This is a genomic window from Neoroseomonas alkaliterrae, assembly GCF_014199195.1.
GTDB classification, from domain to species: Bacteria; Pseudomonadota; Alphaproteobacteria; order Acetobacterales; family Acetobacteraceae; genus Neoroseomonas; species Neoroseomonas alkaliterrae.
Window position 1 is genome coordinate 259,241 of sequence record NZ_JACIJE010000003.1, and the last position, 25,249, is coordinate 284,489.

Annotated in this window: 24 protein-coding genes; 18 read left to right on the plus strand and 6 right to left on the minus strand. The window is 73.7% G+C overall.

The window, feature by feature from the left end; all coding sequences use genetic code 11:
- Positions 1 to 13: 13 nt before the first annotated feature.
- Positions 14 to 808, minus strand: a complete 795-nt coding sequence (locus tag FHS88_RS07275; protein ID WP_184483050.1) for a tetratricopeptide repeat protein — start codon at positions 806 to 808, stop codon at positions 14 to 16.
- 89 nt (positions 809 to 897) lie between these two features.
- On the opposite strand from FHS88_RS07275, the gene radA reads away from it, so the two are divergent.
- The 4 genes from radA (at position 898) to FHS88_RS07295 (ending at position 5,242) form a co-directional block, all read left to right on the plus strand.
- Entirely contained in the window at positions 898 to 2,304 is a 1,407-nt protein-coding gene (radA, locus tag FHS88_RS07280; protein WP_184483052.1) for a DNA repair protein RadA, read from the plus strand.
- 33 nt (positions 2,305 to 2,337) lie between these two features.
- On the plus strand, positions 2,338 to 2,898 hold the full coding sequence (locus FHS88_RS07285) for a CvpA family protein (protein ID WP_184483054.1): 561 nt from the start codon (positions 2,338 to 2,340) through the stop codon (positions 2,896 to 2,898).
- Between the two features lie 11 nt (positions 2,899 to 2,909).
- Complete coding sequence (gene purF, locus FHS88_RS07290; RefSeq protein WP_184483056.1) at positions 2,910 to 4,370, plus strand: amidophosphoribosyltransferase; 1,461 nt, start codon at positions 2,910 to 2,912, stop codon at positions 4,368 to 4,370.
- Between the two features lie 155 nt (positions 4,371 to 4,525).
- Positions 4,526 to 5,242, plus strand: a complete 717-nt coding sequence (locus FHS88_RS07295; protein ID WP_184483058.1) for an SDR family NAD(P)-dependent oxidoreductase — start codon at positions 4,526 to 4,528, stop codon at positions 5,240 to 5,242.
- Here the strand turns inward: FHS88_RS07295 and FHS88_RS07300 are convergent.
- A complete protein-coding gene (locus tag FHS88_RS07300) occupies positions 5,138 to 5,791 on the minus strand; it encodes a hypothetical protein (RefSeq protein WP_184483060.1) in 654 nt (217 codons plus the stop codon). The genes FHS88_RS07295 and FHS88_RS07300 overlap by 105 nt on opposite strands.
- A gap of 98 nt (positions 5,792 to 5,889) precedes the next feature.
- On the opposite strand from FHS88_RS07300, the gene FHS88_RS07305 reads away from it, so the two are divergent.
- The 5 genes from FHS88_RS07305 (at position 5,890) to FHS88_RS07325 (ending at position 11,535) form a co-directional block, all read left to right on the plus strand.
- A complete protein-coding gene (locus tag FHS88_RS07305; RefSeq protein ID WP_338146456.1) occupies positions 5,890 to 6,549 on the plus strand; it encodes a tetratricopeptide repeat protein in 660 nt (219 codons plus the stop codon).
- Between the two features lie 11 nt (positions 6,550 to 6,560).
- Positions 6,561 to 7,886 (plus strand): outer membrane protein assembly factor BamB family protein, encoded by a 1,326-nt coding sequence (locus FHS88_RS07310; RefSeq protein WP_246419599.1) that lies wholly within the window; start codon positions 6,561 to 6,563, stop codon positions 7,884 to 7,886.
- An 8-nt stretch (positions 7,887 to 7,894) separates the two neighbouring features.
- On the plus strand, positions 7,895 to 9,250 hold the full coding sequence (der, locus tag FHS88_RS07315; protein ID WP_184483065.1) for a ribosome biogenesis GTPase Der: 1,356 nt from the start codon (positions 7,895 to 7,897) through the stop codon (positions 9,248 to 9,250).
- A gap of 84 nt (positions 9,251 to 9,334) precedes the next feature.
- Complete coding sequence (locus FHS88_RS07320) at positions 9,335 to 10,276, plus strand: FkbM family methyltransferase (protein WP_184483067.1); 942 nt, start codon at positions 9,335 to 9,337, stop codon at positions 10,274 to 10,276.
- Entirely contained in the window at positions 10,273 to 11,535 is a 1,263-nt protein-coding gene (locus FHS88_RS07325) for a hypothetical protein (RefSeq protein ID WP_184483069.1), read from the plus strand. The genes FHS88_RS07320 and FHS88_RS07325 overlap by 4 nt, the downstream gene beginning before the upstream one ends.
- 33 nt (positions 11,536 to 11,568) lie before the next feature.
- Here the strand turns inward: FHS88_RS07325 and FHS88_RS07330 are convergent, their stop codons facing one another.
- Positions 11,569 to 12,897 (minus strand): class I SAM-dependent methyltransferase, encoded by a 1,329-nt coding sequence (locus tag FHS88_RS07330; protein WP_184483071.1) that lies wholly within the window; start codon positions 12,895 to 12,897, stop codon positions 11,569 to 11,571.
- An 83-nt stretch (positions 12,898 to 12,980) separates the two neighbouring features.
- On the opposite strand from FHS88_RS07330, the gene FHS88_RS07335 reads away from it, so the two are divergent.
- Positions 12,981 to 13,781 carry a YdcF family protein gene (locus FHS88_RS07335; RefSeq protein WP_184483073.1) on the plus strand — a complete coding sequence of 267 codons (801 nt, stop codon included), beginning with the start codon at positions 12,981 to 12,983 and terminating at the stop codon, positions 13,779 to 13,781.
- Here the strand turns inward: FHS88_RS07335 and mltG are convergent.
- The 3 genes from mltG to FHS88_RS07350 are packed head-to-tail and all read right to left on the minus strand — an operon-like array spanning position 13,729 to position 16,349.
- The gene (gene mltG, locus FHS88_RS07340) at positions 13,729 to 14,781 is read right to left on the minus strand and encodes an endolytic transglycosylase MltG (protein ID WP_184483075.1); all 1,053 of its coding nucleotides are present in this window, start codon (positions 14,779 to 14,781) and stop codon (positions 13,729 to 13,731) included. The genes FHS88_RS07335 and mltG overlap by 53 nt on opposite strands.
- Before the next feature lie 13 nt (positions 14,782 to 14,794).
- Positions 14,795 to 16,078: a beta-ketoacyl-ACP synthase II gene (gene fabF, locus FHS88_RS07345; RefSeq protein WP_338146457.1), complete on the minus strand. Its 1,284-nt coding sequence runs from the start codon at positions 16,076 to 16,078 to the stop codon at positions 14,795 to 14,797.
- A 31-nt stretch (positions 16,079 to 16,109) separates the two neighbouring features.
- Positions 16,110 to 16,349, minus strand: a complete 240-nt coding sequence (locus tag FHS88_RS07350; RefSeq protein ID WP_184483077.1) for an acyl carrier protein — start codon at positions 16,347 to 16,349, stop codon at positions 16,110 to 16,112.
- A 258-nt stretch (positions 16,350 to 16,607) separates the two neighbouring features.
- On the opposite strand from FHS88_RS07350, the gene FHS88_RS07355 reads away from it, so the two are divergent.
- The 8 genes from FHS88_RS07355 (at position 16,608) to lptG (ending at position 25,247) form a co-directional block, all read left to right on the plus strand.
- Positions 16,608 to 18,191, plus strand: a complete 1,584-nt coding sequence (locus tag FHS88_RS07355; RefSeq protein WP_184483079.1) for an ABC transporter substrate-binding protein — start codon at positions 16,608 to 16,610, stop codon at positions 18,189 to 18,191.
- Between the two features lie 88 nt (positions 18,192 to 18,279).
- The gene (locus tag FHS88_RS07360) at positions 18,280 to 18,840 is read left to right on the plus strand and encodes a chromate transporter (RefSeq protein ID WP_184483081.1); all 561 of its coding nucleotides are present in this window, start codon (positions 18,280 to 18,282) and stop codon (positions 18,838 to 18,840) included.
- Entirely contained in the window at positions 18,837 to 19,361 is a 525-nt protein-coding gene (locus FHS88_RS07365) for a chromate transporter (protein ID WP_184483083.1), read from the plus strand. The genes FHS88_RS07360 and FHS88_RS07365 overlap by 4 nt, the downstream gene beginning before the upstream one ends.
- Positions 19,358 to 20,563: a Coenzyme F420 hydrogenase/dehydrogenase, beta subunit C-terminal domain gene (locus FHS88_RS07370; protein ID WP_338146458.1), complete on the plus strand. Its 1,206-nt coding sequence runs from the start codon at positions 19,358 to 19,360 to the stop codon at positions 20,561 to 20,563. The genes FHS88_RS07365 and FHS88_RS07370 overlap by 4 nt, the downstream gene beginning before the upstream one ends.
- Before the next feature lie 73 nt (positions 20,564 to 20,636).
- Entirely contained in the window at positions 20,637 to 22,046 is a 1,410-nt protein-coding gene (locus FHS88_RS07375) for an FAD-binding oxidoreductase (protein WP_184483086.1), read from the plus strand.
- A gap of 8 nt (positions 22,047 to 22,054) precedes the next feature.
- Complete coding sequence (locus FHS88_RS07380; RefSeq protein WP_184483088.1) at positions 22,055 to 22,924, plus strand: glycosyltransferase; 870 nt, start codon at positions 22,055 to 22,057, stop codon at positions 22,922 to 22,924.
- Between the two features lie 53 nt (positions 22,925 to 22,977).
- Positions 22,978 to 24,126: an LPS export ABC transporter permease LptF gene (gene lptF, locus FHS88_RS07385; protein ID WP_184483090.1), complete on the plus strand. Its 1,149-nt coding sequence runs from the start codon at positions 22,978 to 22,980 to the stop codon at positions 24,124 to 24,126.
- A complete protein-coding gene (lptG, locus tag FHS88_RS07390) occupies positions 24,123 to 25,247 on the plus strand; it encodes an LPS export ABC transporter permease LptG (protein ID WP_184483092.1) in 1,125 nt (374 codons plus the stop codon). The genes lptF and lptG overlap by 4 nt, the downstream gene beginning before the upstream one ends.
- Positions 25,248 to 25,249: the final 2 nt, after the last annotated feature.

A 25,249-nucleotide genomic window follows, 5' to 3' on the forward strand; every position in this document is an offset into this window, starting at 1 on the left:
CCGGGGTCGCGGATCAGCGATCCGCCTTGGGGCGGCGCGCCGCCCGGGCCGGCGGCAGCGCCGCGCGCAGCCAGGCTGCCGCGCCCGGGGTGGCCGCCCAGGCGGCGCCGAGCTCTTCGGCCGCGACCACCGCCTCGTTGGCGTCGCCCCAGCCATAGAAGGCAGGGGAGCGCTTGGGCATCCGCTTCGTCCCGGCCAGCAGCGGCGCGACATGGGGGTTGGCCTTCATCGCCGCCGCAAGCGGCGCGCGCGCGGCTTCGGCGCCCGCCCGCCGGAAGGCGAGCAGCGCCGCGGCCCAGGGCCAGACGGCCATGCCTTCCTCGGGATAGGTGTCGAGCAGCGCGGCCGCCGCCGCGTCCCGCCCCTCGGCAAGCAGCCAGCCGATGAGCTCGTAGCGCACGCCCTGGTTGTCGTTCGGATTGAGCCGCAGCATGGCCTCCAGATGGCCGATCGCCTCGGCCTTCTCGCCCGCCGCCCACAAGGCGTGGGCGAGGCCGTGGCGCGCCCGCATGTAGGGGCGGGTTTCAAGGAAGCCCCAGAACATCCCCTCCATCTCGCGGAACCCGGCCGCGCCGATCGCCGCCTCCCCCGCCGCGACCCCCGCGCGCCAATGCGCGAGTGCGCCCTCCGATCCGGCCGGCTCCGCCATCGCGAGGATCACATGGGCGTCGGCGCAGAGCGGGCTCAGCGCCAGGGCGCGCTCGGCAAGGGCGCGCCGGCGAGCGCCGGAGGCATCCCAGGCCGCATGGACGACCTCCTGCGCGTCATCGAGGGCACGCAACGCGCGCGCGGTGGGCTTGCGGGCCATGGCTTGCTCCCGGGACGATCAGGCGGTTTCGCGCCGCCGCGAAGGCCGTTACTCCGAAGGCGATCCTAGCCCGACCCCACGGAGTCGCCATGGCGCGCGAGAAGACCCGCTTCGTCTGCCAGGCCTGCGGCGCCGTCCACCCGAAATGGCAGGGCCGCTGCGACGCCTGCGGGGAGTGGAACACGCTCGCCGAGGAGGCCCCGGCCCCGCGCGGCCCCGGCCCCGCGGCCAAGGCCGGCGGCGGGCGGCGCGTCGCGTTCGTCGGCCTGAAGGGCGAGAGCGCGCCGCCGCCGCGCATCGCCACCGGCATCGCGGAGCTGGACCGCGTGCTGGGCGGCGGCCTCGTTCCGGCCTCGGCCGTGCTGGTGGGCGGGGATCCGGGGATCGGCAAGTCCACCATCCTGCTGCAGGCGGCCGCGCGCATCGCCGCGGCGGGGCGGCGGGTGCTCTACATCTCGGGCGAGGAGGCGGTTGAACAGGTGCGCCTGCGCGCCGCCCGCCTCGGCCTGACCGAGAGCCCCCTCGCGCTCGCCGCCGCGACGGCGCTGCGCGACATCGCCGCCTCGCTCGAGGACGAGGCCGATGCCGCGCTGGTGGTGATGGATTCCATCCAGACCGTCTGGCTCGACGCGCTCGATTCCGCGCCGGGGACGGTCGCGCAGGTGCGCGCCTGCGCGGCCGAGCTCATCCGGCTGGCGAAATCGCGCGGCTTCGCCCTGGTGCTGGTGGGGCATGTGACGAAGGAGGGCACGCTCGCCGGCCCCCGCGTGCTCGAGCACATGGTGGATGCGACGCTCTATTTCGAAGGCGATCGCGGCCACCAGTTCCGCATCCTGCGCGCGGTCAAGAACCGCTTCGGCGCCACCGACGAGATCGGCGTCTTCGAGATGACCGGCACCGGGCTGGTCGAGGTCGCCAACCCCTCGGCCCTGTTCCTCGCCGAACGGCGGGGCAATGTCTCGGGCTCGGCGGTGTTCGCGGGAATCGAGGGCACGCGGCCGGTGCTGGTGGAGGTGCAGGCGCTGCTATCGCCCTCCTCCGGCGGTTCCCCGCGGCGACAGGTGGTGGGCTGGGATTCGGGGCGGCTGTCCATGCTGCTCGCGGTGCTGGAAAGCCGCTGCGGCATGAGCCTCGGGCAGAACGACGTCTACCTGAACATCGCCGGCGGCCTGCGCATCAACGAGCCGGCGGCGGATCTCGCGGTGGCGGCGGCGCTCGTTTCCGCCGCGACCGACCGGCCGACGGACGCCGACCGCGTCTATTTCGGGGAGGTCGGCCTCTCGGGGGAGGTCCGGCAGGTCGCCCAGGCGGAGGCGCGGCTGCGGGAGGCGGCGAAACTCGGCTTCGGGGCGGCCACCCTGCCCCGGCGGCTCGCCCGCGGCGGCAAGGCCCCGGCGGCACCCGAGGGGCTCGGCCTTGCCGAGATCGGCCACCTCGCCGACCTCGTCGCCGTCTTCGCCGAGCGGAGCGTGGCGCCCCGCCGGGGCGGCGCGTGACGCCGCCCGCCCCCGCCGCTATAGGGGGCGGTGATGACCTGGGTTGACGCCGTGCTGCTGGCGGTGGTCGCGCTCTCCGCGATCATCGCCTTCTTTCGTGGGCTGGTCCGGGAAGTGCTGAGCCTCGGCGCCTGGATCGGCGCCGCCGCGGCGGCCTTCCTCGCCCGGCCGCACCTGCTGCCGCATGTCTCGGCCTGGATCGAGCCGCCCATACTCGCCGACATCGTGGGCACCGGCGCCGTCTTCATCCTGGTGCTGGTCGTGCTGAAGCTCCTCACCAACCTGATCGCGGACCGCGTGCAGGATTCCGCGATCGGCGGGGTGGACCGCGTGCTCGGCCTCGCCTTCGGCGCGGTGCGGGGTGCGGCGCTGCTGGTGCTCGCCTATATCCTGGCCGGGATGTTCGTCCCCGAGACGGCGAGCTGGCCCGCCGCGGTGAAGGAGGCGCGCGGCCTTCCCATCGTGGCCGAGGCGGCCCGCCGCACCGTGGAACTCATCCCCGACGCCTATCGCCCGCGGCTGGTCGAGCCGCCCGGCCCGGGCGGACCCAATGTCGAAGACCTGCTGCGCCCCCCGGCCCGCAGCCGAAACTGAGGACCCCCCGGATGAACGCCACCCTGCCCTGGGACGACGACAAGCCGCACGAGGAATGCGGCGTGTTCGGCGTGTGGAACGGCGGCGATGCCGCGGCGCTCACCGCGCTCGGCCTGCATGCCCTGCAGCACAGGGGCCAGGAGGCGGCGGGCATCGTCAGCCTCGACGAGGGCGGGCGCTTCCATGCCCACAAGGGCCTCGGTCTGGTGGGCGACAATTTCGGCGAGGCGAAGGTCATCGCCTCCCTGCGCGGCTCGGCCGCGGTCGGGCACAACCGCTATGCGACCACGGGCGAGACGGCGCTGCGCAACGTCCAGCCGCTCTACGCCGATTTCGAGTTCGGCGGCTTCGCGGTGGCCCACAACGGCAACCTGACCAACGCCCATGCGCTGAAGCGCGCCCTGGTGCGCCGCGGCTGCCTGTTCCAGTCCACCACCGATTCCGAGGTGTTCATCCACCTCATCGCCATCAGCCTCTATTCGACGGTGCTCGACCGGCTGATCGACGCGCTGAAGCAGGTGCAGGGCGCCTATTCGCTGGTCGCGCTGCATGACGGCGCGCTGATCGGGGCGCGCGATCCGCTCGGCGTGCGGCCGCTGGTGCTCGGGCGGCTGGCCAATGGCGGCTACGTCCTGGCCTCGGAGACCTGCGCGCTCGACATCGTGGGCGCCGAGTTCGTGCGCGACATCGAGGCTGGCGAGATCGTCGTCATCAACGACGAGGGCGTGCGCAGCGTCAAACCCTTCGGCCGCCACGCGGGGCGCTTCTGCATCTTCGAGTACATCTACTTCGCGCGTCCGGATTCGGTGATGGAAGGCACGCCGGTCTACGAGACGCGCAAGCGGATCGGCGCGGAACTCGCGCGCGAATCCGGCGTGCCGGCGGATGTGGTGGTGCCGGTGCCGGATTCCGGCGTGCCGGCGGCCATGGGCTATGCCGCCGAAGCGGGCATCCCCTTCGAACTCGGCATCATCCGCAACCACTATGTCGGGCGCACCTTCATCGAGCCGACCGACCAGATCCGCCATCTCGGCGTGAAGCTGAAGCATTCGGCCAACCGCCCCATGCTGGAAGGCAGGCGCGTCGTGCTGGTGGATGATTCGATCGTGCGCGGCACCACCTCCCGCAAGATCGTCGAGATGGTCCGCCATGCCGGCGCGAAGGAGGTGCACATGCGCATCTCCTCCCCGCCCACGACGCATTCCTGCTACTACGGCATCGACACGCCGGAACGCGCGGAGCTGATGGCGGCGAAGCACGACGTGGCGGAGATGGCGCGCATCATCGGCGCCGACAGCCTCGCCTTCATCTCGCTCGACGGGCTCTACCGCGCGCTCGGCCAGCCGGGGCGCGACGCGGCCAAGCCCGGCTTCTGCGACGCCTGCTTCACCGGCGACTACGCCATCCCGCTGACGGACTGGCAGGACAACGCGGACCGGCAGCTTTCGCTTCTCCAGCCAGCGGGGCAGTAGGCGGGGGGAGAAGGGAACTTCTCACCCCGGACCCCCCTCAACCTTCTTTGGCACCCGGGGACTGACCGCCATGGGCGGCGCCGGGTGACAGAGACGGCAGGGGGTTCGGGGGAGGTTCCCCTCCCCCGACCTTTATCTCTCCACCAGGACCAGCCATGACCTCCCTCACCGGCCAAGTCGCCCTCGTCACCGGGGCATCCCGCGGGATCGGCGCCGCCGTCGCGGTCGAGCTCGCCCGCCGCGGGGCGCGCTGCGTCCTCGTCGCCCGCACCCAGGGCGGGCTCGAGGAAACGGACGACGCCATCCGCGCGTTCGGCGCCGAGGCGACGCTGCTGCCGCTCGACCTCGTGAAGCAGGCCGACAAGATCGACGTGCTCGGCCCCTCCATCATGGAACGCTTCGGCCGGCTGGACATCCTGGTCCATGCCGCGGGCGCGCTGGGCGCGCTGACGCCGGTCTCGCACATCATGCCGCGGGAGTGGACCGAGACGGTCGGGGTGAACCTCACCGCCACCTGGCGCCTGATCCGCACCTGCGAACCGCCGCTGCGCGCCGCCCCGGCTGGCCGCGCGGTGTTCCTGACCACCGGCCGGGTGGCCGCGCCCAAGGCCTATTGGGGCGCCTATGGCGCGACCAAGGCGGGGATGGAGCACCTCGTCCTGACCTGGGCGCAGGAGGTCGCCAGCACCGCCATCCGCGCCAATCTGCTCGACCCCGGGGTGGTGGCGACGCGGATGCGCGCCATCGCGATGCCGGGCGAGGACCCCTCAGGGCTCCAGAAGCCGGCGGATGTCGCCCCGGCCATCGCCGACCTCTGCGGGCCGGAAGAGCGGCGGCACGGTACGATTGTCCGGCTGGGCGCCCTCGGGTAGCGGCGGGGCGGTCAGCGCCCGGCGCGCCGCATCCTCGGCCACCGTCGGCACCGCCACCGGGGCGGGCGTGCCGGGGCCGGGCTCGATGACCGGGACCGGGGCTGCCCCGGGCGCGGGCTCCCCACCCGGGGGGGCAGTGGCCTCGCCCGGGGCGGGGCGCATGGCCCGGGCGATCCGCCCGGTCCAGCCGATGCGATGGTTTTCCTGCGCCTCGTTCAGCGCCGCGGGCCCGTCCGCCACGCCGCGATGGGCCGGCCAGGCCGCGGGCGGAACGGTCCAGCAATCCACGGCGCCGAGGCTGCGCGTGCACAGCGGCGGCGGCGCCGGCGGGTCGTCGCGGCCGCAATAGGCCTCGCCCCGGCCGATCCGGGCGATGGAGCAATCCTCCCCGGTCACCAGGGAGACGATGGCATCGCCGGTGGTGCGGCCGAAGGCGCGCAGGGACACGCCCTCGATCACGGCCGGCACGGCGAGCAGCGGCGCCCCCGGGCCAAGGCCGGCCTGGCAGCCGCCGAGCAGGAGCAGCAGGATCGCCGCGCATCGCCTCATGGGCCGATCAGACACCGCCCGGGCTTAACGCCCCGCCAACGGGCGGCTATGTTCCGGCCCCTTTTCCAGGGCCGGTTCCGCCGGCCTGCCATGCAGGGGTGCCGCACTTGCCCGACATCTTCGACGAGGTCGAGGAGGATCTCCGCGCCGAACGCGCCAGGAAGTTCTGGCAGCGCTTCGGCGTGCCCATCCTCGGCGCGCTGCTGCTGGTCGTCGCGGGCGTGGGCGGCTGGCAGGCCTGGCGCTGGTACGAGAACCGCCAGCAGGAGGCCGCCGCCACCGCCTTCCTCGAGGTCAGCCGCGCCACCGAGGCGCAGGGGGCGGACCTCGCCGCCATGGCCGAGCGCTTCGAGGCGCTCGCCGCCTCGGCGCCCGCCGGCTACCGCACCATCGCGCTGCTGCGCGCGGCCGCGCTCAAGGCCGAGGCGGGCGACCGCGAGGGCGCGCTCGCGCTCTACGACCGGCTCGCGGGCGATTCCGGGGCCGACCCGCTCTATCGCGACCTCGCCTCGCTGATGTGGGTGCTGCGCTCGCTCGACAGCGGCGACCCCGCCACCCTCGCCGCGCGCATCGCCCCGCTGGCGCGGCCGGGCGCGCCCTGGAGCGCCTCGGCGCGCGAGCTCGCCGCGCTGGTGTCGCTCAAGGCCGGGGACCGGGCGGAGGCGCGCCGCCAGCTCGAGGCGCTGGCCGCCGACGTCACCGCCCCGCGCGGCATCCGCGAACGCGCCGGGCGCATCGCCCAGGGGCTCGCCGGCTGATGCGCGCGCCCATGACCCGCCGCGGCGCGCTGCTCGGCGCCGCCGCCCTGCTCGGCGGCTGCGAGACCTTCGACGATTGGTTCGGGGAACGCCGCCAGCGCTTCGACGGCGAACGCATCCCCGTCCTCGACCTGCCCGACCGGACATTGAGCGCCGACGAGGCCGCGCGCGGCACGCCCGTGGTGCTGCCCGCCCCCGCCCCACGCCCCGACTGGCCGCTCGCCGGGGGCGATGCGCCGAAATCCGGCGGCCATGTCGCCTTCGGGCCGGGCCTCGGCCAGTCCTGGCGCAGCGGCTTCGGCAGCGGCACCGGCCAGCGCCGGCGGCTCGTGGCGGGGCCGGTGGCCGGCGGCGGCAGCGCCTTCGTCGCGGATGCCTTCGGCGATGTCTCGGCCTTCGACCTCGCCACCGGCGGGCGCCGCTGGCGCGCGGGCACGGCGCGCGCGCGGGAGAGCACGGGCGCGGGCGGCACTGGCGTCGCCTTCGCCGGCGAGACGGTCTTCGTCGCGACGGGGCTTGCCGAACTGCTGGCGCTGAACGCCGCCGACGGCTCGGTGCGCTGGCGGGTCAACCTGCCCGCCCCGGCGCGCGGCGCGCCGACGGTCGCGGGCGGGCGGGTCTTCGTGCCTACGCTCGCGAGCGAACTCGTCGCCCTCTCGGCCGAGGACGGCTCGCGGCTCTGGGCCCATCGCGCGACGCAGATCGCCACCATCCCCCTCGGCCTTGGCGCCCCGGCGGTCGAGGGCGACACGGTCGTCGCGGGCTTCCCCTCGGGCGAACTCTTCGCGCTGCGCGCCGGCGATGGCCGCGTGATCTGGAGCGAGAGCCTCGCCGCCGCCGGCACGGTCACGCTGTCCGACATCGCGGCGGTGCGCGCGCACCCCTCCGTCTCGGGCGGGCGGGTCGTCGCGGTCGGCATGGGGCGGCTGTCCATCTGCGTGGATCTGCGCTCCGGCCGGCGGCTGTGGGAACAGGAGGCCGGCGGCACCGAACCCGCCTGGGTGGCCGGGGACTGGGTGTTCATGACCACCGATGCCGGCCAGGCGGTCGCGATCGGGCGCGACAGCGGGCAGGTGCGCTGGGCCGTCTCCCTGCGCCCGCCCCCGCGCGGCAGCCGGCCGCCCGAGCGCATCGCGCTCTCCGCCCCCATCCTCGCGGGCGGGCGGCTGTTCGTCGGCACGAGCCGGGGCGAGCTGCTCGCGCTCAACCCCGAGAACGGGGAGGTCACCGGCCGCACCGCCCTGCCCGGCGGGCTGACGCTGCCGATGGCCGTGGCGGGCGGGCTGCTGCTGGCCGCCACCGACGACGCGACGCTGCTGGCCTTCTCGGGCGGCTGAACCGCGCCATGGCGCCGACCGTCGTGATCCTCGGCCGGCCCAATGTCGGCAAGTCCACGCTGTTCAACCGCCTCGCGCAGCGGCGGATCGCCATCGTGGACGACCGGCCCGGCGTCACGCGCGACCGCAAGGAGGCGCCGGCGGTGATCGGCGGGCGCGACGTGGTGCTGGTGGACACCGCCGGGCTCGAGGAGGCGCCGCCAGACACCGTGGCCGGGCGCATGCGCGCGAGTTCCGAGGCCGCGCTGCGTGCGGCCGACCTCGTGCTGTTCGTGGTGGATGCGCGGGCCGGCCTGACGCCCGCCGACCGCGCCTTCGCCGCCTGGCTGCGGCGGGCCGACGTGCCGGTGCTGGTGGTGGCGAACAAGGCCGAGGGCCGCGGCGGCGCGGCCGCGGCGATGGAGGCCTTCGAGCTCGGCCTCGGCGAGCCGATCGCCGTCAGCGCCGAGCACAACGAGGGCCTGGGCGCGCTGCACGAGGCGGTGGCCGAGGCGCTGGGCGAGGCGCCGCCCGCGGAGGAGGAGCCGGAGGACACCGACGACCCCGAGCGCCCGCTGCGCCTTGCCATCGTGGGCCGGCCGAATGCCGGCAAGTCCACCCTGCTCAACGCCCTGCTCGGCGAGAAGCGCATGATCACCGGCCCCGAGCCCGGCCTGACGCGCGATGCCGTGGCGGTGCAGTGGCGGGATTCGACCGGCGGCCGCGTGCGCCTCGTGGACACGGCGGGCATGCGCAAGAAGGCGCGCATCGAGGACCGGCTGGAGCAGATGTCGGTCGCGGCCACCCTCGGGGCGCTGAAGGAGGCCGAGGTGGTGGTGCTGGTGGTGGACGCGCTGCTCGGCATGGACGAGCAGGACCTGCGCATCGCGCGCCTGGCCGAGCGCGAGGGCCGCGCCGTCGTCATCGCCTTCAACAAGTGGGACGCGGTCGAGGACCGCGCCGCGGCGCGGCGCAGGCTCGACGACGTGCTCGCATCCTCGCTCGCCCAGCTCAAGGGCATCGCCGTGGTGCCGCTCGCCGCGCTGACCGGGCGCGGCGTGGACAAGCTCATGCCCGCCGTGCGCGCGGCCCATGCGCTGTGGAACCGCCGCATCGGCACGGGCGAGCTGAACCGCTGGTTCGAGGGCGTGATCGCCCGCCACCCCCCGCCGCTGGTGGACGGGCGGCGCATCAAGCTGCGCTACGCCACCATGCCCAAGGCGCGGCCGCCGACCATCGCGGTCTTCGGCACGCGCGCCGAGGACCTGCCCGAGGACTACCGGCGCTACCTCGTCAACGCCTTCCGCGAGGCCTTCGACATGCCGGGCGTGCCGATCCGCCTGCAATGCCGCGGCACGCGCAACCCCTATGCCGCGGAGGCGTGAGGCGCGGGGCGGCCGCCATGGTGCCGCCTGCCGCGCCATTGTATCGTCCCGCGCGCCCCGACCGAGGACACGACGGCGCCCTTCATGAACGACCAGCCAGGCCAATTCATCGACACGCTGATGGGGCGCAACCGCCTCGCCGCGCGGCTCGAGCGGATGGAGGAGCGGCTCGAGCGCATCGAGCGCCGCCTCGAGGAGGCGATCGCCTATTTCGCCCTGCGCGCCAACCGCACGATGGACAGCCAGTCCACCTATCTCGGCGACCATACGGCGGTGACCTTCCTCGAGAACGGCATCCGCATCCTGGTGGACACGCGCAGCATCGACATCGGCATCCACCTGCTGACGCTCGGGCGGTGGGAGACGCCCTACACCACGCTGTTCACGCGGCTGCTCGCGCCGGGGCAGACGGTGCTCGACCTCGGCGCCAATCACGGCGTCTATGCGCTGCTCGCCGCGCAGGCGGTCGGGCCCGGGGGGCGCGTGCACGCCTTCGAGCCCAATCCGCGCCTGGCACATCTCGTGGACCTCTCGCTCAGGCTGAACGGGTTCGGCGGCTGGGCCGAGGTGCATGGCGTGGGCGCGTCCGACGCCGCCGGCACGGCGCGGCTGGTCTTCCTCGATGCCTTCTCGGGCGGCGGCGCGGTCGCCACGGGCGCCGACGCCGCCGCGCATCCCGGCGTGGATTGCCGCCTCGTCGTGCTCGACGAGATGTTCCCCGACCCCGCCTTCCGCCCCGATGTGGTGAAGATGGACGTGGAGGGCCACGAGGGGCGCGTGCTGCGCGGTATGCAGGGCATCCTCGCGCGCGCGCCTGATGTCCGCATCATGATGGAATTCGCCCCCGAGATGATGGCCCGCGCCGGCGTGCCGGCGCCCGAGGTCGTCGCCCTGCTGCGCGGCTTCGGCCTCAACGCCTGGACGATCGGCGAGGACGGCGCGCTCGCGCCCGCCGGCTGGGACGGGCTGGCGGCGGAGACGGCGGGCATCCGGAACATCCTCGTCGCCCGCACGGCGCCGGCGTGAGCGACGAGCCCATGGATGCCGCCACGCCGGCCGGCGCCGAGGCCGCCGGACTCGCGCCCGCCGACCGCCCGATCTTCTTCATCCACACGCCGAAGACGGGCGGCAACACGGTCATCTCGCATTTCCTGGCCTTCCTGCCGGTCGAGCAGGTCTTTCCGCCGCCGCCGCAGCTCACGCTGCTCGACGGGGATTTCGCCACCGCGCGCGAGCGGCTGCCGGGGCTGCGCTTCCTGCACGGCCATGTCCGCGTGACGCTGACCGGCCTGCTGCCGCTCGAGCGGCTGCGCCTCGTGACCTTCGTGCGCCATCCGGTGCGGCTCGTGGCCTCGCACTACCTCTATTTCCGCCACATGCCCGAGCTGCCGATGCACCAGGCGGCGAAGGCGCTCGGCATCGCGGATTTCCTGCGCCGCTACCCCTCCTACGGGACCAATCCGCAGACGCGCTACCTGACGCTCGCGCTCGGCCTGCGCCGGCCCGGCGTGCACCAGGAGGTGTCCGAGCAGGCGCTCGCCGCGCTCGAGCATTTCGACTTCGTCGGCGTGACCGAACGCATGCAGGACAGCCTCACGGCGCTGTCCGAGCACTATGCGCTGCCGAACTTTCCGCCCGCCCGCCTCAACGAGGGCAAGGCGAGCCGCGACGAGGTGGAGGCGACGGAGGCGGTGCTGCGCCGCGACGAGTTCCTGATGCGCCTCGGGGCCGATTTCCTGCTGCGGCGGGAGGCCGAGGAGCGGCTGGAGAAGTGGTTCGCCACGCGCCGCGCGGCGCAGGCGCGCGGCGCACTGCTGCAGGGCCTCAAGGGCGCGGCCGCCATGCCCTGGGTCGCGGCCCGTGCCGGGGATGCGGCGCTGTCCTTCCTCGAGGGCTGGCACCCGCAGGGCTGGGTCGGCGAGCCGCGCGACGGCGCGCAATACTGGTGGACCGAGGACCGCGCGCGCATCGTCCTCGCCTCCGCCTCGGGCCGTGGCCTGCGCATCGGGATGCATGTGGTCGAGACGCTCGGCTTCGATCCCGCGCGCATCCGCGTCATCCTGGGCAACCGCCTGCTGAAGACCGAGACGGCACCCGCCGAGCCCGGCGCCGAGGTCAGCTTCCGCATCGACGCCGCGACCTTCGCGCGCCATCGCCGGACGGCGGTGATCGAGCTCGCCGGGCCGCGCTCGGCGACCTTCGCGGAGCTCGACCCCGCCACGGCGGACCACCGGCTGCGCAGCTTCGCGGTGCGGCGCTTCACCATCGAGCCGCTGGAGGACTGACCGCGCCGGCGCCCGCGCCCGGCGCGGGCCTTCTCATGCGGTCCGGCGCGCCTGCACGTCCAGGCTCGCGAGCAGCATCCCGCCCTCGCGCAGATGGCCGAACAGCGCCACCGCCTCGCCCTCGGCCACCGGCACGGCGAAGCGATGCGATACCGCCGCGCCCGCCGGCTCGTTGACCGCGAGCAGGGCGGCGTGGACCTCGCGCGCCGCCTCCCCGCCGCGCCGCGCCATGGCCCGCAGCGCGAAGCGCCCGGCAACCGCGGAATGGGCGGAGGGCGCGAGCGTGACCTGCACCTCGAGCCGCCCCTCCCCAGGCTCGAGGAAGGGTGTCGCGAGCACCGGCTGCGGCCCGGCCGCGAGCGGCTCGGCGGCCCAGAGATCGAGCACCTGCCGCGCCCGCCCCGGGCGCTGCGCGAAGGGGTTGAGACGCACCCAGTCCCCGAAGCGCATCCGCCGCAGATGCCGCCGCTGAGCCTCGGCCTGGCGCTCGGCCGCCTCCCGACCGCGGATCTCGACAGGACGCGGCGCGCCCTCGGCCGCGCGCAGCAGGAACAGCGCCGGGCCGGAGACGACGCCGCCGAGTTCGCGCAGCGTCAGGCACTGCATCAGCGGGTCGGCCGGGTCCTCGTGCAGCACCACCTGCATCGGCCGCGGCGCATTCTCCTGCCAGTCGGAGATGCCCATGTGCAGCACCGGCGCGGCCTGCAGCCCCGCCTCGGCGAACAGGCGCAGCAGATGTGCCGCGGCGAAGGCGTAGTTGCCGCGGCTGCGCCGGCTCTCCTCGCCGAGCAGCAGCTCGGTCGTCAGCGCATAGAGCCCGCCCGGGCGCAGGATGCGCCGCACCTCGGCCAGATGGGCGAGGAAATCGGGGTCGTCGCCGATATGCTCGAAGGCGGAGATGGAATAGGCGAAGTCGAAGGCGGCATCGGGGAAGGCGATGCGGCGCATGTCCATCGCCTGCACCGAAAGGCGCGACCCGTCGAAGCCGGGCGGCGCGCCGGCCATGACGAAGGCGCGCGGGTCGGCGGTGCGCGCGACCGCCCAGGCGGTGCCGGCGTCATAGAGGTCGGTCGCGGTCAGATGCGCCACGCGCGAGGCGACGGCGAAGGTCAGCGGCTCCCGCCCCGAGCCGAAGGCGATGCCGCGCGCATCGGGCCTGAGCGCGCCCGCCTCGGCGAGCGCGAGCAGCGCGGCCGTCATCTCCCACTGCCGCGGATGGATGCGCGGGGCGCGGCCGAGGCCGAGCCGCACCGCGATGCGGAAGCGCGGATCGGCCCAGTCCTCGGCGTCGCAGATCTTCTGCAGCGCCTCGCCGATCCGTCCATGGGCGGCAAGCGCGCTCAGCAGGGCGTCATCGGTCAATCCGGTCTCCTCCGCGCGACGGCGGGACTATGCGCGAGGCACGCCTGGGGTCCAAGCCGGCGCCCGTGCTATGTCGCCGCACCATGACCGACATCCTCTTCGCACTCTCGAAGATCCTGTGGTTCCCGGCGCGGCCCGGGCATTTCGCGCTGATCGTCGGCTTCCTCGGCCTGCTGCTCGTCTGGCGCGGGCGGCGCTCCGGGCGCTGGCTCGTGCTGGCGAGCCTCGGCTTCTTCCTGATGCTGGTGGCGACACCCGTGAACCAGTGGCTGCTGCTGCCGCTCGAGGACCGCTTCCCGCGCCCCGCCGCGGTGCCCGAGCGGGTGGACGGCATCATCGTGCTCGGCGGCGCGGTGGACCAGAACATCACCGAGGCGCGGGGCATCCCCTCCCTCAACGGCGCGGCGGAGCGCATGACCGAGGGCGTGGTGCTCGCCAATCGCTACCCCGGGGCGCGCATCGTCTTCACCGGCGGCCAGGGCTCCTTCGTGCATGGTTCCGTGACCGAGGCCGATGTCGCGCGGCAGCTCTGGACCGCGATGGGCATCACGCCCGAGCGCGTGATCTACGAGGACCAGGCGCGCAACACGCACGAGAACGCGGTCTTCACCCGCCGCCTCGTGGAGCCCAAGCCGGGCGAGGTGTGGCTGCTTGTCACCTCGGCCTCGCACATGCCGCGCTCGGTCGGCGTGTTCCGCGCGGCGGGCTGGCGGGACATCGTGCCCTGGCCGGTCAACTACCGCAGCGGGCACACCTGGCAGGCCTGGTACGATGCGCCCTTCCCCGAACGCCTGGGCCAGTTCGAATGGGCCTTCCGGGAATGGATCGGGCTCATGGCCTACCGCCTGATGGGGCGGACGGAGAGCGTGCTGCCGGCGCCGTAGCCGCGCCGCGTTCGCGCTCGATCGCCCGCCAGCGGGCGACGTTGCGGTTGTGCTCCTCGAGCGTCCGGCCGAAGGCGTGGCCGCCGGTGCCATCGGCGACGAAATAGAGGTAGTCGGTCGCCTCCGGCCGCGTCGCGGCGAGGAGCGCGGCGCGCCCCGGGCTCGCGATCGGCCCGGGCGGCAGGCCGCGCACGCGGTAGGTGTTGTAGGGGTGCTCGCGCTCGAGGTCGGCGCGGCTGATCGGCCTGTCCATCGGCGCGCCGCCGGTCGCGGCATAGGCGACGGTGGGGTCGGATTGCAGCGGCATGCCGCGCCGCAGGCGGTTGACGAAGACGCCGGCGACCAGCGGGCGCTCCTCGGGCCTGCCGGTCTCCCGCTCGACGATGGAAGCCAGGATGAGCGCCTCGCGCGCGGTCGCGAGCGGCAGGTCGGGCGCGCGGCTGGCCCAGGCCTCGGCCAGCGCGCGCTCCATCGCCGCCGCCGCGCGGCGGGCGATCGCGGCGCGGCTCTCGCCCCATTCGAAGGCGTAGGTCTCGGGCAGCAGCTCGCCCTCGGCGAAGGCCGGCAGCTCGCCGCTCAGCCCCTCGGCGCGTTCGAGGAGCGCGCGGATCTGGTGCGCCGTCAGCCCCTCCGCGATGGTCAGGCGGCGCTGCACCGGCCGCGCCTCGCGCAGGATGTGCAGCACCTCGGCGATGGAGGCGCCGGCGGGGAAGGCGAATTCCGCCGCGCGCAGCGGCCCGCGCCCGCGGGTCAGCCAGGCGGCGATGCCGAAGGCGCGCGGGTCGCGCACCACGCCGCGCTCGGCCAGCACCTCGGCGATGCGTTCGGTGCCGCCGCGCGGGATGACGATCTGCACCGGCTCGGCGAGCGGCCCCGGGGCGCGATAGGTGCGGAGGGCGAAGGCCGCCCCGCCCGCGGCCAGCGCGAGCAGGCCGAGCAGCAGGCCGAGCGCGAGCGCGGCGCCGCGCAGCCGGCGGCGCGGCGCCTCGGGGCTGCTCATGCCGTGGCGCGGCTCAGGGCGCCGCGCGGAACACGATGCTCGCGTTGGTGCCGCCGAACCCGAAGGAGTTCGACAGCGCGACCTCGATCTTCCGCTCCTGGGCGTGCAGCGCGACGCGGTCGATCACGCTCTCGCGCGAGGGCTTCTCGAGGTTCAGCGTGGGCGGCGCGACCTTGTCGCGGATCGCTAGGATCGAGAAGATCCCCTCCACCGCCCCCGCCGCGCCGAGCAGATGGCCGACCGCCGACTTGGTCGAGGACATGGCGAGGCCCTTGCCCGCATCGCCCCAGAGCCGCTCCACCGCCTCGAGTTCGAGGTCGTCGCCGAGCGGGGTCGAGGTGCCGTGCGCGTTGACGTACTGCACCTCGGCCGGGGTGACCTTGGCGCTGGCGAGCGCGGCCTTCATCGCGCGGTAGGCGCCCTCGTGGCCCTCGGCCGGGGCGGTGATGTGGTAGGCGTCGCCCGACATGCCGTAGCCGATCACCTCGGCATAGATCTTCGCGCCGCGCGCCTTCGCGTGCTCGTATTCCTCGAGCACCATCACGCCCGCGCCCTCGCCCATCACGAAGCCGTCGCGGCCCTCGTCCCACGGGCGGGAGGCCTTTGTGGGCGTGTCGTTGAAGCCGGTGGACAGCGCGCGCGCGGCGCAGAAGCCGGCCACGCCGAGTTCGCACACCGCGGCCTCGGCCCCGCCCGCGATCATCACGTCGGCATCGCCGAGCGCGATCAGCCGCGCCGCGTCGCCCAGCGCATGAACGCCCGTGGCGCAGGCCGTGACCACCGAATGGTTCGGCCCCTTGAAGCCGTAGCGGATCGAGACCTGGCCCGAGGCGAGGTTGATCAGCGCCGAGGGGATGAAGAAGGGCGAGATGCGCTTGATCTTGCCCTGGACGGCGAGGGTCGCGGCCTCGTGGATGGTCTCGAGCCCGCCGATGCCCGAGCCGATCATGACGCCGGTGCGGCAGCGCGATTCCTCGTCCTCGGGGCGCCAGCCGGCGTCCTCGACCGCTTCCTCCGCCGCGACGAGCGCGAGCTGGATGAAGCGGTCCATCTTCTTCTGGTCCTTGACCGGGATCCATTCGGAGATGTCGAGCCCGCCCTCGGCCTTCGTGCCCGCCGGGACCTGCCCGGCGATCTTGGCGGGAAGGGCCGAGGTGTCGAAGGACTGGATGCTCCCGATGCCCGATTCGGCATTGAGCATGCGCTTCCAGACATGCTCGATCCCGAGGCCGAGCGGGCAGGCGATGCCCATGCCGGTCACGACGACGCGTCGCGGCGCAAACCCGTTCTGGAACACGCTCTACCCTCCCCGGACCCTCGTGCGGGCTTCAGCCGCCCTTCTGCTTCTCGATGTAGTCGATGGCGTCCTTGACGGTCGTGATCTTCTCGGCCGCGTCGTCCGGGATCTCGACGCCGAAGGCCTCCTCGAAGGCCATGACCAGCTCGACCGTGTCGAGGCTGTCCGCGCCGAGGTCGTCGATGAAGGACGCCTCCGGCGTGACCTTCGCCTCCTCGACGCCGAGGTGCTCGACGACGATCTTCTTCACCTTCTCGGCGGTGTCGCTCATCGCGGTACTCTCTCCGTTCTGCCGGGCCGAACCCGTGCCAAATGCCGACTGCGTTCCGCCCGGCGGCGGCCGGACCCATCGCCCGCGCCACCAGGGTAGCGGGCGCTTATCATGGAAGCGCGGCGGGGCCTAGGCGCTCCGGGCGGGGCCGGTCAAGGGGCAGGCGCGCGGGGGGCGGCGGGCGGGCCTTGCGGGCCGCCCCCCGGCGGGCTGATGTAGCGCCCGGGCAACACCCCCCAAGAGGAGGCCATCGTCCCCATGATCACCCGTCGCTCCGCCCTCGCGGCCGGCGCCGCCGTCGCATCCGCGGGGCTTTCCGCGCCTGCCGTCGCGCAGGGGGCCGCGCGCAACGTGCTGCGCTTCATCCCCCATTCCAACCTCGCCTCGATCGACCCGGTGGGCACCACCGGCTACATCGTGCGCAACCACGGCTACATGGTCTACGACACGCTGTTCGCGACCGACGCCGACTTCGCCATCAAGCCGCAGATGGTCGAATCCTGGGAGGGCTCGGGCACCGACCTGACCTGGACCTTCCGCCTGCGCGAGGGCCTTCGCTTCCACGACAACGAACCGGTCCGCGCCAACGACGTGGTGCCGAGCCTGCGCCGCTGGGGGGCGCGCGATTCCTTCGGCCAGACCCTGATGGCCGCGGTGGGCGAGATGCAGGTGGTGGACGACCGCACCTTCCGCATCCGTCTGAGCCGCCCCTTCCCGCTGCTGATCGACGCGATCGGCAAGCTCTCCTCCCAGGTGCCCTTCATCATGCATGAGCGGCACGCCACGCTGGACCCGAACACCCCGGTGCCGGAGGCGATCGGCTCCGGCCCGTTCCGCTTCATCCGCGACCAGTGGGTGCCGGGCAGCCAGGCGGTCTATGAGCGGTTCACGGGCTATGTGCCGCGCAACGAGCCCGCCTCCTCGGCCGCGGGCGGCAAGCGCGTGCATGTCGAGCGCGTGGAATGGCGCATCATCCCCGACCCCTCCACCGCCGCCGCGGCGCTGCAGACCGGCGAGGTGGACTGGTACGAGCAGCCCGCCTTCGACCTGCTGCCACTTCTGCAGCGCGCGCGCGACGTGCGAATCGAGCAGATCGACCCGGTCGGCTCCATCCTGATGATGCGGTTCAACCACCTCCATCCGCCGTTCAACAACCCGGCCATCCGGCGCGCGGTGCAGATGGCGGTGAACCAGACGGACTACCTGCAGGCGGTGGTGGGCAACCCGCGCTACTTCCGCGAATGCAAGTCCTTCTTCTCCTGCGGCACGCCGCTCGCCTCCGACGAGGGGACGGCGGCGATCGGCGGCAACCTCGACCGCGCGCGGGCCATGCTGCGCGAGGCCGGCTACGCCAATGAGCCGGTGGTCATCATCAGCCCGACCGACATCCCGGCGAACCACGCCCAGGGGCTGGTGACGCAGGATCTGCTGCGGCGACTCGGCATGAATGTCGAGTTCGTGGCGACCGACTGGGGCACGGTGCTCGCCCGCCGCGCCAGCCGCAACGCCCCGGCGCAGGGCGGCTGGTCCATCTTCCACACCTGGTGGGTGGGCCCAGACCTCGCGAATCCGGCGCTGCACGCCCCGCTGCGCACCCACGGCGCCGCCGCCTGGCCCGGCTGGCCGACCGATGAGCGGATGGAGGAGCTGCGCAACCAGTTCCTCTCGGCGCCGACGCCGGACGAGCAGAAGCGCATCGCGGTCGAGATCCAGAGGCGCGCCTTCGAGGTCGTGCCCTATGTCACGGTCGGGCAGATGTGGCAGCCCACCGCCTTCCGGCGGAACGTGCATGACATCCTGCCCTCCCCGGTGCCGTTCATGTGGAACGTGCGCAAGACGTGACGCACCGCCAGGGCCGGCGCCGACGCGCGCCGGCCCTGCGCGCGAGGGGGATTGATCCCGGCGCGGCGGCGCGGTCCCTTTCCCGGGCATGACCGACGATCCACCGCCGCGTCCCGTCCCGACGCTCGCCGACCTTTTCCTCACCTACGGCAAGATCGGCCTGATCGGCTTCGGCGGCATCAATGCCTGGGCCCGGCGCGTGCTGGTCGAGGAGAAGCGCTGGCTGACCGACCAGGAATACGCCGAGACGCTCGGCCTGGGGCAGGTGCTGCCCGGGCCGAACGCGCTCAACGCCGCCATAATGGTGGGCGACCGGTTCCACGGCACGGCCGGGGCCATCGCCGCGCCTTCGGCCATGTTCGGCGGCCCGCTGATCCTGCTCGCCGGCCTCGCCATGCTCTACGACGCCTATGGCGAGTTGCCGACCATGCGCGCGCTGCTCGCCGGCGTCGGCGCGGCGGCGGCGGGGATGGTGCTCGGCACGGCGGCGAAGATGACCGAGAAGCTGAGGCCGCCGCCGGCCCTGCTTGCGGTCGGCCTGATGGCCTTCGCCGCCGCGGGCATCCTGCGCGTGCCGCTGCCCCTGACCGTCTTCGGCCTCGCGCCCTTCGGCATCTGGGCCGCCTGGCGGGCGATGCGCCGGCCATGACCTGGGCGATCTTCTGGCAGCTCGCCCTCGGCTTCGGGGCGATCTCCCTGGTCTCGATCGGCGGCGGCATCGCCGTGCTGCCCGAGATGCACCGCCTGGTGGTGGAGGTGCATGGCTGGATGGACAGCGCCGACTTCGCGCGGCGATTCGCGCTCGCCCAGGCGGCGCCGGGGCCGAATGTGCTGGTGGTCGGGCTGTTCGGCTGGCATGTCGGCGGTGTCGGCGGGATGCTGACCGCCGTGCTGGCGATGACCCTGCCCACCTCCTTCATGGCCTTCGGCTTCTCGCGCCTCAGGGCACGGCTCGCGGGGCGGATGTGGCTCAAGACCATCGAGCGCGGGCTGGTGCCGATCGCGGTGGGGCTGATCGCGGCCTCGGGCCTCATTCTCGCGCGCGGCACGGCGAGCGGCTGGATCCCCGTGGCGGTGACGGCGGCCTCGACACTGTTCGTCTGGCGGACGGACTACTCGCCGCTGTGGGTGCTCGGGGCGGGCGCGGTGGTCGGGCTGCTGCTGCTGTGAGCCTGCAGGCGCCGCCGCTGCGCGAACCGCAGCCCCGGGGCCTCTGCACCGATTGCGGCGTCTCGCGCATGGCGGAGCCCAAGGCCTGCGGGGTGGCGTGCCAGTTCATCAGGCCGGACTATGCCGCGCTGGAGGCGAAGGCGCATGGCCGCGCGCGCGACCTGGCGCGCCCGGACGAGGCGCATTTCGGCCCCTTCCGCCGCATGCTGCGCGCGGCGCTGAGGCGCCCCGCCGAGGGCGCACAATGGACCGGCATCACCACGCGCATCGCCGAGCGCCTGCTGGAAACCGGCGCGGTGACCGCCGTGCTGACCATGGCGCCCGACCCGGAGGATCGCTGGAAGCCCGTGCCGGTGCTGGTGACACGGGCGGATGACCTCGCGCAATGCCGCGGCATGCGCATGGGCTACGCGCCGCTGCTGGCGCTGCTGGAACCGGCCGCGGCGGCGGGGCACCGGCGCATCGCGGTGGTGGGAATCCCCTGCCAGGTCTATGCGCTGCGCGCGCTGCAGGACCGCCTCGGCTTCGAGGAGGTGTTCGTCATCGGCACGCCGTGTTCCGACAACACCACGACCGGGAACTTCCACAGATTCCTCGCCCTGGTGGACCCCTCGCCGGCGACCGTCACCTACCTGGAATTCCGCGCCGACTACCATGTCGAGATCCGCCACCAGGACGGGCGCAGGCGGGAGATCCCGTTCCTGATGCTGCCGCTGGCCGACCTGCCGGGGGATTTCTTCCCGCTCACCTGCCGAACCTGCGTGGACTACACCAACGTGCTGGCCGACATCACGGTGGGCTACATGGGCGGCACCGGCGCGCAATGGCTGATCGTGCGCAACGCGAAGGGCGAGGCGCTGCTCTCGCTGCTGGGCGAGGAGGTGCTGGTGGAGACGCCGCGCAGCGCCGGTCGCCGCACCGCCGCCGTGCGCGGCTTCATGGCGAATACCGAGCGCGCGGCGGGCGGGCTGCCGCTGCGGCGCATGCCGGGTTGGGCGCGCCCGATCGTCGCCTGGCTGCAGCCGCGGATCGGCCCGCGCGGCCTGGAATTCGCCCGCGCGCGGGTCGAGATGAAGGCGATCGAGACGGTGCTGCGCCTGCGCCGCCAGAAGCCGGCCATGATGCGCAACATGATCCCGCGCCATGTCTGGGCGCTGGTTGCGCGCTACGGCCTGAAGCCCGGCCCGGACGAAACGCGCTGACCGGCCCATGCCGGGCTTCGGCGACCGGCCCCGGAGATTGACCGCGGGCCGCCATGCGCGGCACATCGCCGCCATGTCCGACCTGCCCGACGCCCTCGCCACCCTGCTCGGCCCCGCCGGGCTGCTGACCGACCCCGCCGACATCGCCCCCGCGCTGTCGGACTGGCGCGGGCTGTATCGCGGCGCGGCACTCGCGGTGCTGCGCCCGGCCAGCACGCAGCAGGTCGCGGACTGCGTGCGGATCTGCGCCGAAGCGGGCATCGCCATCGTCCCGCAGGGCGGTAACACCTCGATGGTCGGCGGCGCGACGCCGGAGGGGAATGGCCGCTCGGTCGTGCTGTCGCTCGCGCGCATGAACCGCATCCGCGACATCGACGCCGTGGACATGACCATGACCGCCGAGGCCGGCGTGGTGGTGAAGGCGGCGCAGGACGCCGCGGCCGAGGCGAACTGCCTCTTCCCGCTCTCCTTCGGGGGCGAGGGCACGGCGATGATCGGCGGCATCCTCTCCACCAATGCCGGCGGCAACACCACGGTGCGCTACGGCAATGCGCGCGAACTGATGCTCGGCCTCGAGGTCGTGCTGCCCGACGGGCAGGTCTGGAACGGGCTGCGCCGGCTGCGAAAGGACAACACGGGCTATGCGCTGCGCCATCTCTTCGTCGGCGCGGAGGGCACGCTCGGCATCATCACCGCCGCGACGCTGCGCCTCTTCGCCCGCCCGCGCGCGAGCGAGGTGCTGTTCTGCTCGGTGGCCGACGAGGATGCCGCGCTCGCGGTCTTCCGCCGCTTCCGCGAGGCGGACGAGACCGCGATCCGCGCCTTCGAATACATGTCCGGCCTCGGCGTCGATTTCGCGGTGAAGCACATCCCCGGCGTGGCGCTGCCGCTCGCGCAACGCGCGGACCACTACATCCTGGTCGACCTTGCCTCCACCCGCGCCGATGCCGACCTGCAGGGCCTCGCCGAGCAGGTGCTGGGTGCGGCGATGGAGGCGGGCGAGGTGCTCGATGCGGTGATCGGCGGGTCGGAGGCGCGCCGCGCCGCGCTGTGGCGCATCCGCGAGGAGCACCCGGAGGCACAACGCAAGGAGGGCGCGAGCGTGAAGAACGACGTCTCGGTGCCCGTCTCGAAGGTGCCGGAACTGATCCGCCGCGCCTCGGCCGCCTGCGGGCGGCTGATCCCCGGCATCCGCCCCGTGCCCTTCGGCCACATGGGGGATGGCAACATCCACATGAACCTCGAACAGCCCGAGGGCATGGACCCGGCGGCCTTCCTCGCGCGCAGCCACGACATCATGGAGACGGTGAACGCGGTGGTGCGCGAGCTCGACGGCTCCTTCAGCGCCGAGCACGGCATCGGCCGGCTCAAGACCGACATGATGGAATCCTGGCGCGGCGGGGCCGAACTCGATGCGATGAGGCGGATCAAGGCCGCGCTCGATCCCACCGGCATCATGAATCCCGGCAAGGTCCTGCCCTGAGGCGCGGCGTGGACGGGCCGGGCGCAGGCGCCGCGCGCGTCACCGTCGTCACCGTCACCTACCGCAGCGCCGCGGCGATGGAGGGCTTCCTCGCCGCCCTGCCGCCGGGCCTGCCGCTGATCGTCGTGGACAATGCCAGCGGCGACGGCACGGCCGAGCGGATCGCCGCCGCCGCCCCGCAGGCCCGGCTGGTCCGCAATCCGGAGAACCGCGGCTTCGGCGCGGGGTGCAATGCGGGGCTCGACCTCGTGGGCAGCGAATTCGCCCTGCTTCTCAACCCCGACGCGCGGCTGGCGCCCGGCGCGGTCGAGGCGCTGGTCGCCGCCGCCGATGCCTGGCCCGATGCCGCCATCATCGCCCCGGCGATCCGGGGCGAGGACGGGGCGCCGGTGCGCTCCTACGACGCCGCCCAGCAGCGCCGGCGCCTGCTGCCGCGGCGGCGCGGCGCCGAGCCCTGGCCCGAGGGGCCGGCCTGCGTGGAGTTCGTCTCCGGCGCGGCGATGCTGCTGCGCAGCGCCGATGGCCTGCGCTTCGACGAATCGCTGTTCCTCTTCTACGAGGATGACGAGATCTGCGCCGCCGCGCGCGCCCGCGGCAAGGCCGTGGTCTATGTGCCCTCGGCGGTGGTGACCCATGCCGGGGGGCGCTCCTCGGCGCCGTCGGCGCGGATCCGCTGGCGCAAGGCCTTCCACATGGCCCTGTCGCGCCAGATCTTCCGCGCCCGGCATGGTGGCGGGGATGCCGGGGCGCGGCTCGCCCACCATGCGGGCAAGGCGCTCGGCCATGCACTCGGCCTGCGCTGGGGCCGGCTGATCGAGGATGCGGCCGGATTCGCCGGCACGCTGGCCTGGCTGCGGCGGCGCCGCACGGGGCGGTGATGGCTGCGAGGCTTCCGGCGGGGGCGGCAAACCTCTAGGTTGTCCTCTTCCCCATGACCCGCATCGACCGCTACCTGTTCCGTCAGCTCTCGCTCGCCCTGATCGCCGTGACGGTCGGGCTGGCTGCGCTTGTCTGGCTCACGCAGTCGCTGCGCTTCATCGAGCTGGTGCTCGACCGCGGCCTCTCCCTGCTCGTCTTCGTCGAGCTGACGAGCCTGATGCTGCCCTCCTTCTTCGCCGTCATCCTGCCGATCACGACCTTCATCGTGGTGCTGTTCGTCTATGTCCGGCTCGCGAGCGACCGCGAGCTGGTGGTGATGCGCGCGGCGGGGCTATCGCAATGGCGCCTGGCGCGGCCCGCCATCCTGCTCGCCATGATCGCGACGGCGCTCTGCGTGCTGCTCAACCTGTGGCTCGTGCCGCTGAGCCATGCGGCCTTCCGCCAGTGGCAGTTCGAGATCCGCAACCAGCTCGTCGGCGTGCTCCTGCAGGAGGGCGTGTTCAGCCAGGTGGGCGAGGATCTCACGGTCTATGCCCGCTACCGCGACCCGGATGGCACGCTGCGCGGCATCCTGGTGCATGACCAGCGCGACCCGGGCGCGCCGGTGACCATCCTCGCCGAGCAGGGCCGCATCACCACCACGCCGACCGGGCCGCGCGTCACGCTGCTCAACGGCGTGCGCCAGCAGGTCGAGCGCGCGCCTGCCAATGCCGCGCCGGGCCTGCCGCCGCTGCGCCTCAATGTGCTGACCTTCAGCGAGAACAGCATCGACCTCGCCCGCGCGACGCGCGGCGACGAGGCCCGCTCGCGCGATGCGCGCGAACGCACGGTGGCCGAGCTGCTCTACCCCGACCCGGCCGAGGGGCTGCGCGAGCGCGAGATCCGCCGCTACTACGCCGAGGCGCATCAGCGCCTGGCCGGCCCGCTGACCACGCTCAGCTTCGCCCTGGTCGGGCTCGCGGTGGCGCTGACCGGGGAGTTCCGGCGCCATGGCGGCGGGCTCAGGATCGCGATCGGCATCGGCATCGTGGTCGGCCTGCTCGCCTTCGGCCTGACGGGCGGCAATCTCGCGGCGCGCGACAATGGCTGGGTGCCGCTGATCTGGCTGCAGGCGGTGCTGCCGGGCATGATCGCGGCCTGGTGGCTCGGCGGCGCGCCGGGCTGGCCGAGACAGGCGCCGCCCGCGGTGGCCGCGCCATGACGATCGCCAAGACCCTCACGCTCTACGTCTCGCGGCGCTTCGCCGCCATGACGCTCGCGATGCTCGCCGCGCTGGCGGGCCTCGTGGCGCTGTTCGACCTGATCGAGCTGCTGCGCCGCGCGGCGACGCGCCAGGAAGCGACCTTCGGCCTCGTCTCGCAGATCGCCGCGCTGCGCCTGCCCTTCGTCGCGATGCAGATCCTGCCCTTCGCCATCCTGCTCGGCGGCATCGCAGCCTTCTGGCGCCTGACGCGCTCCTCCGAACTGGTGGTGGCGCGGGCGGCCGGCGTCTCGGCCTGGGGCTTCCTCAGCGGCCCGGTCGCGGTCGCGGTGCTGCTCGGCGCGCTGGCGACGACGATGGTCTCGCCGATCTCCTCGGCCATGCTCGCGCGCGCGGAGCGGCTGGACGCGCAATACCTGCGCAACGTCTCGGGCATCACCGCGCTGGCCGGCGGGCGGCTGTGGCTGCGCCAGTCGGACCCCGGGCTCGACCCGCGCGGGGTCGCCATCCTGTCCGGCCGGCCGGTGCCGTTGCGCGACCTCCGCCCGGGGGAGGCCTTCCGCCTCGACGCGGTGACCATCTGGCGCCTCTCGGCCGAGGACCGCCCGCTTGCGCGGGTCGAGGCCCCCTCGGCCGTGCTCACGCCGGGGCGCTGGGTGATCGAGGGCGCCATCTCCTTCGGCAATGACCGCCAGCCCTCCCCCGCGCAGCGGCTGGTGCTGCCGACGGAACTCACACCGGAGCGCATCCAGGATTCCTTCGCGAGCCCCGACACCCTCTCCTTCTGGGCGCTGCCCGGCTTCATCCAGGTGCTGGAGAATGCGGGCTTCTCGGCGGTGCGGCACCGGCTGCACTTCCAGTCGCTGCTGGCGCTGCCGCTGCTCGCCGCGGCGATGGCGCTGCTCGCCGCCGGGTTCTCGATGCGCTCCTCCCGCCGCGGCGGCGTCGCGCAGATGATCGGCGGCGGCGTCGCCGCAGGCTTCGCCCTGTTCGTGATCGACAAGGTGACCGGCGAATTCGGGGAGGCCGGCACGCTGCCGGTCGCCTTCGCCGCCTGGGCGCCGGCGGGCGCGGGCTTCCTGCTCGCGACCGCGCTGCTGCTGCATCTCGAGGACGGCTGAGA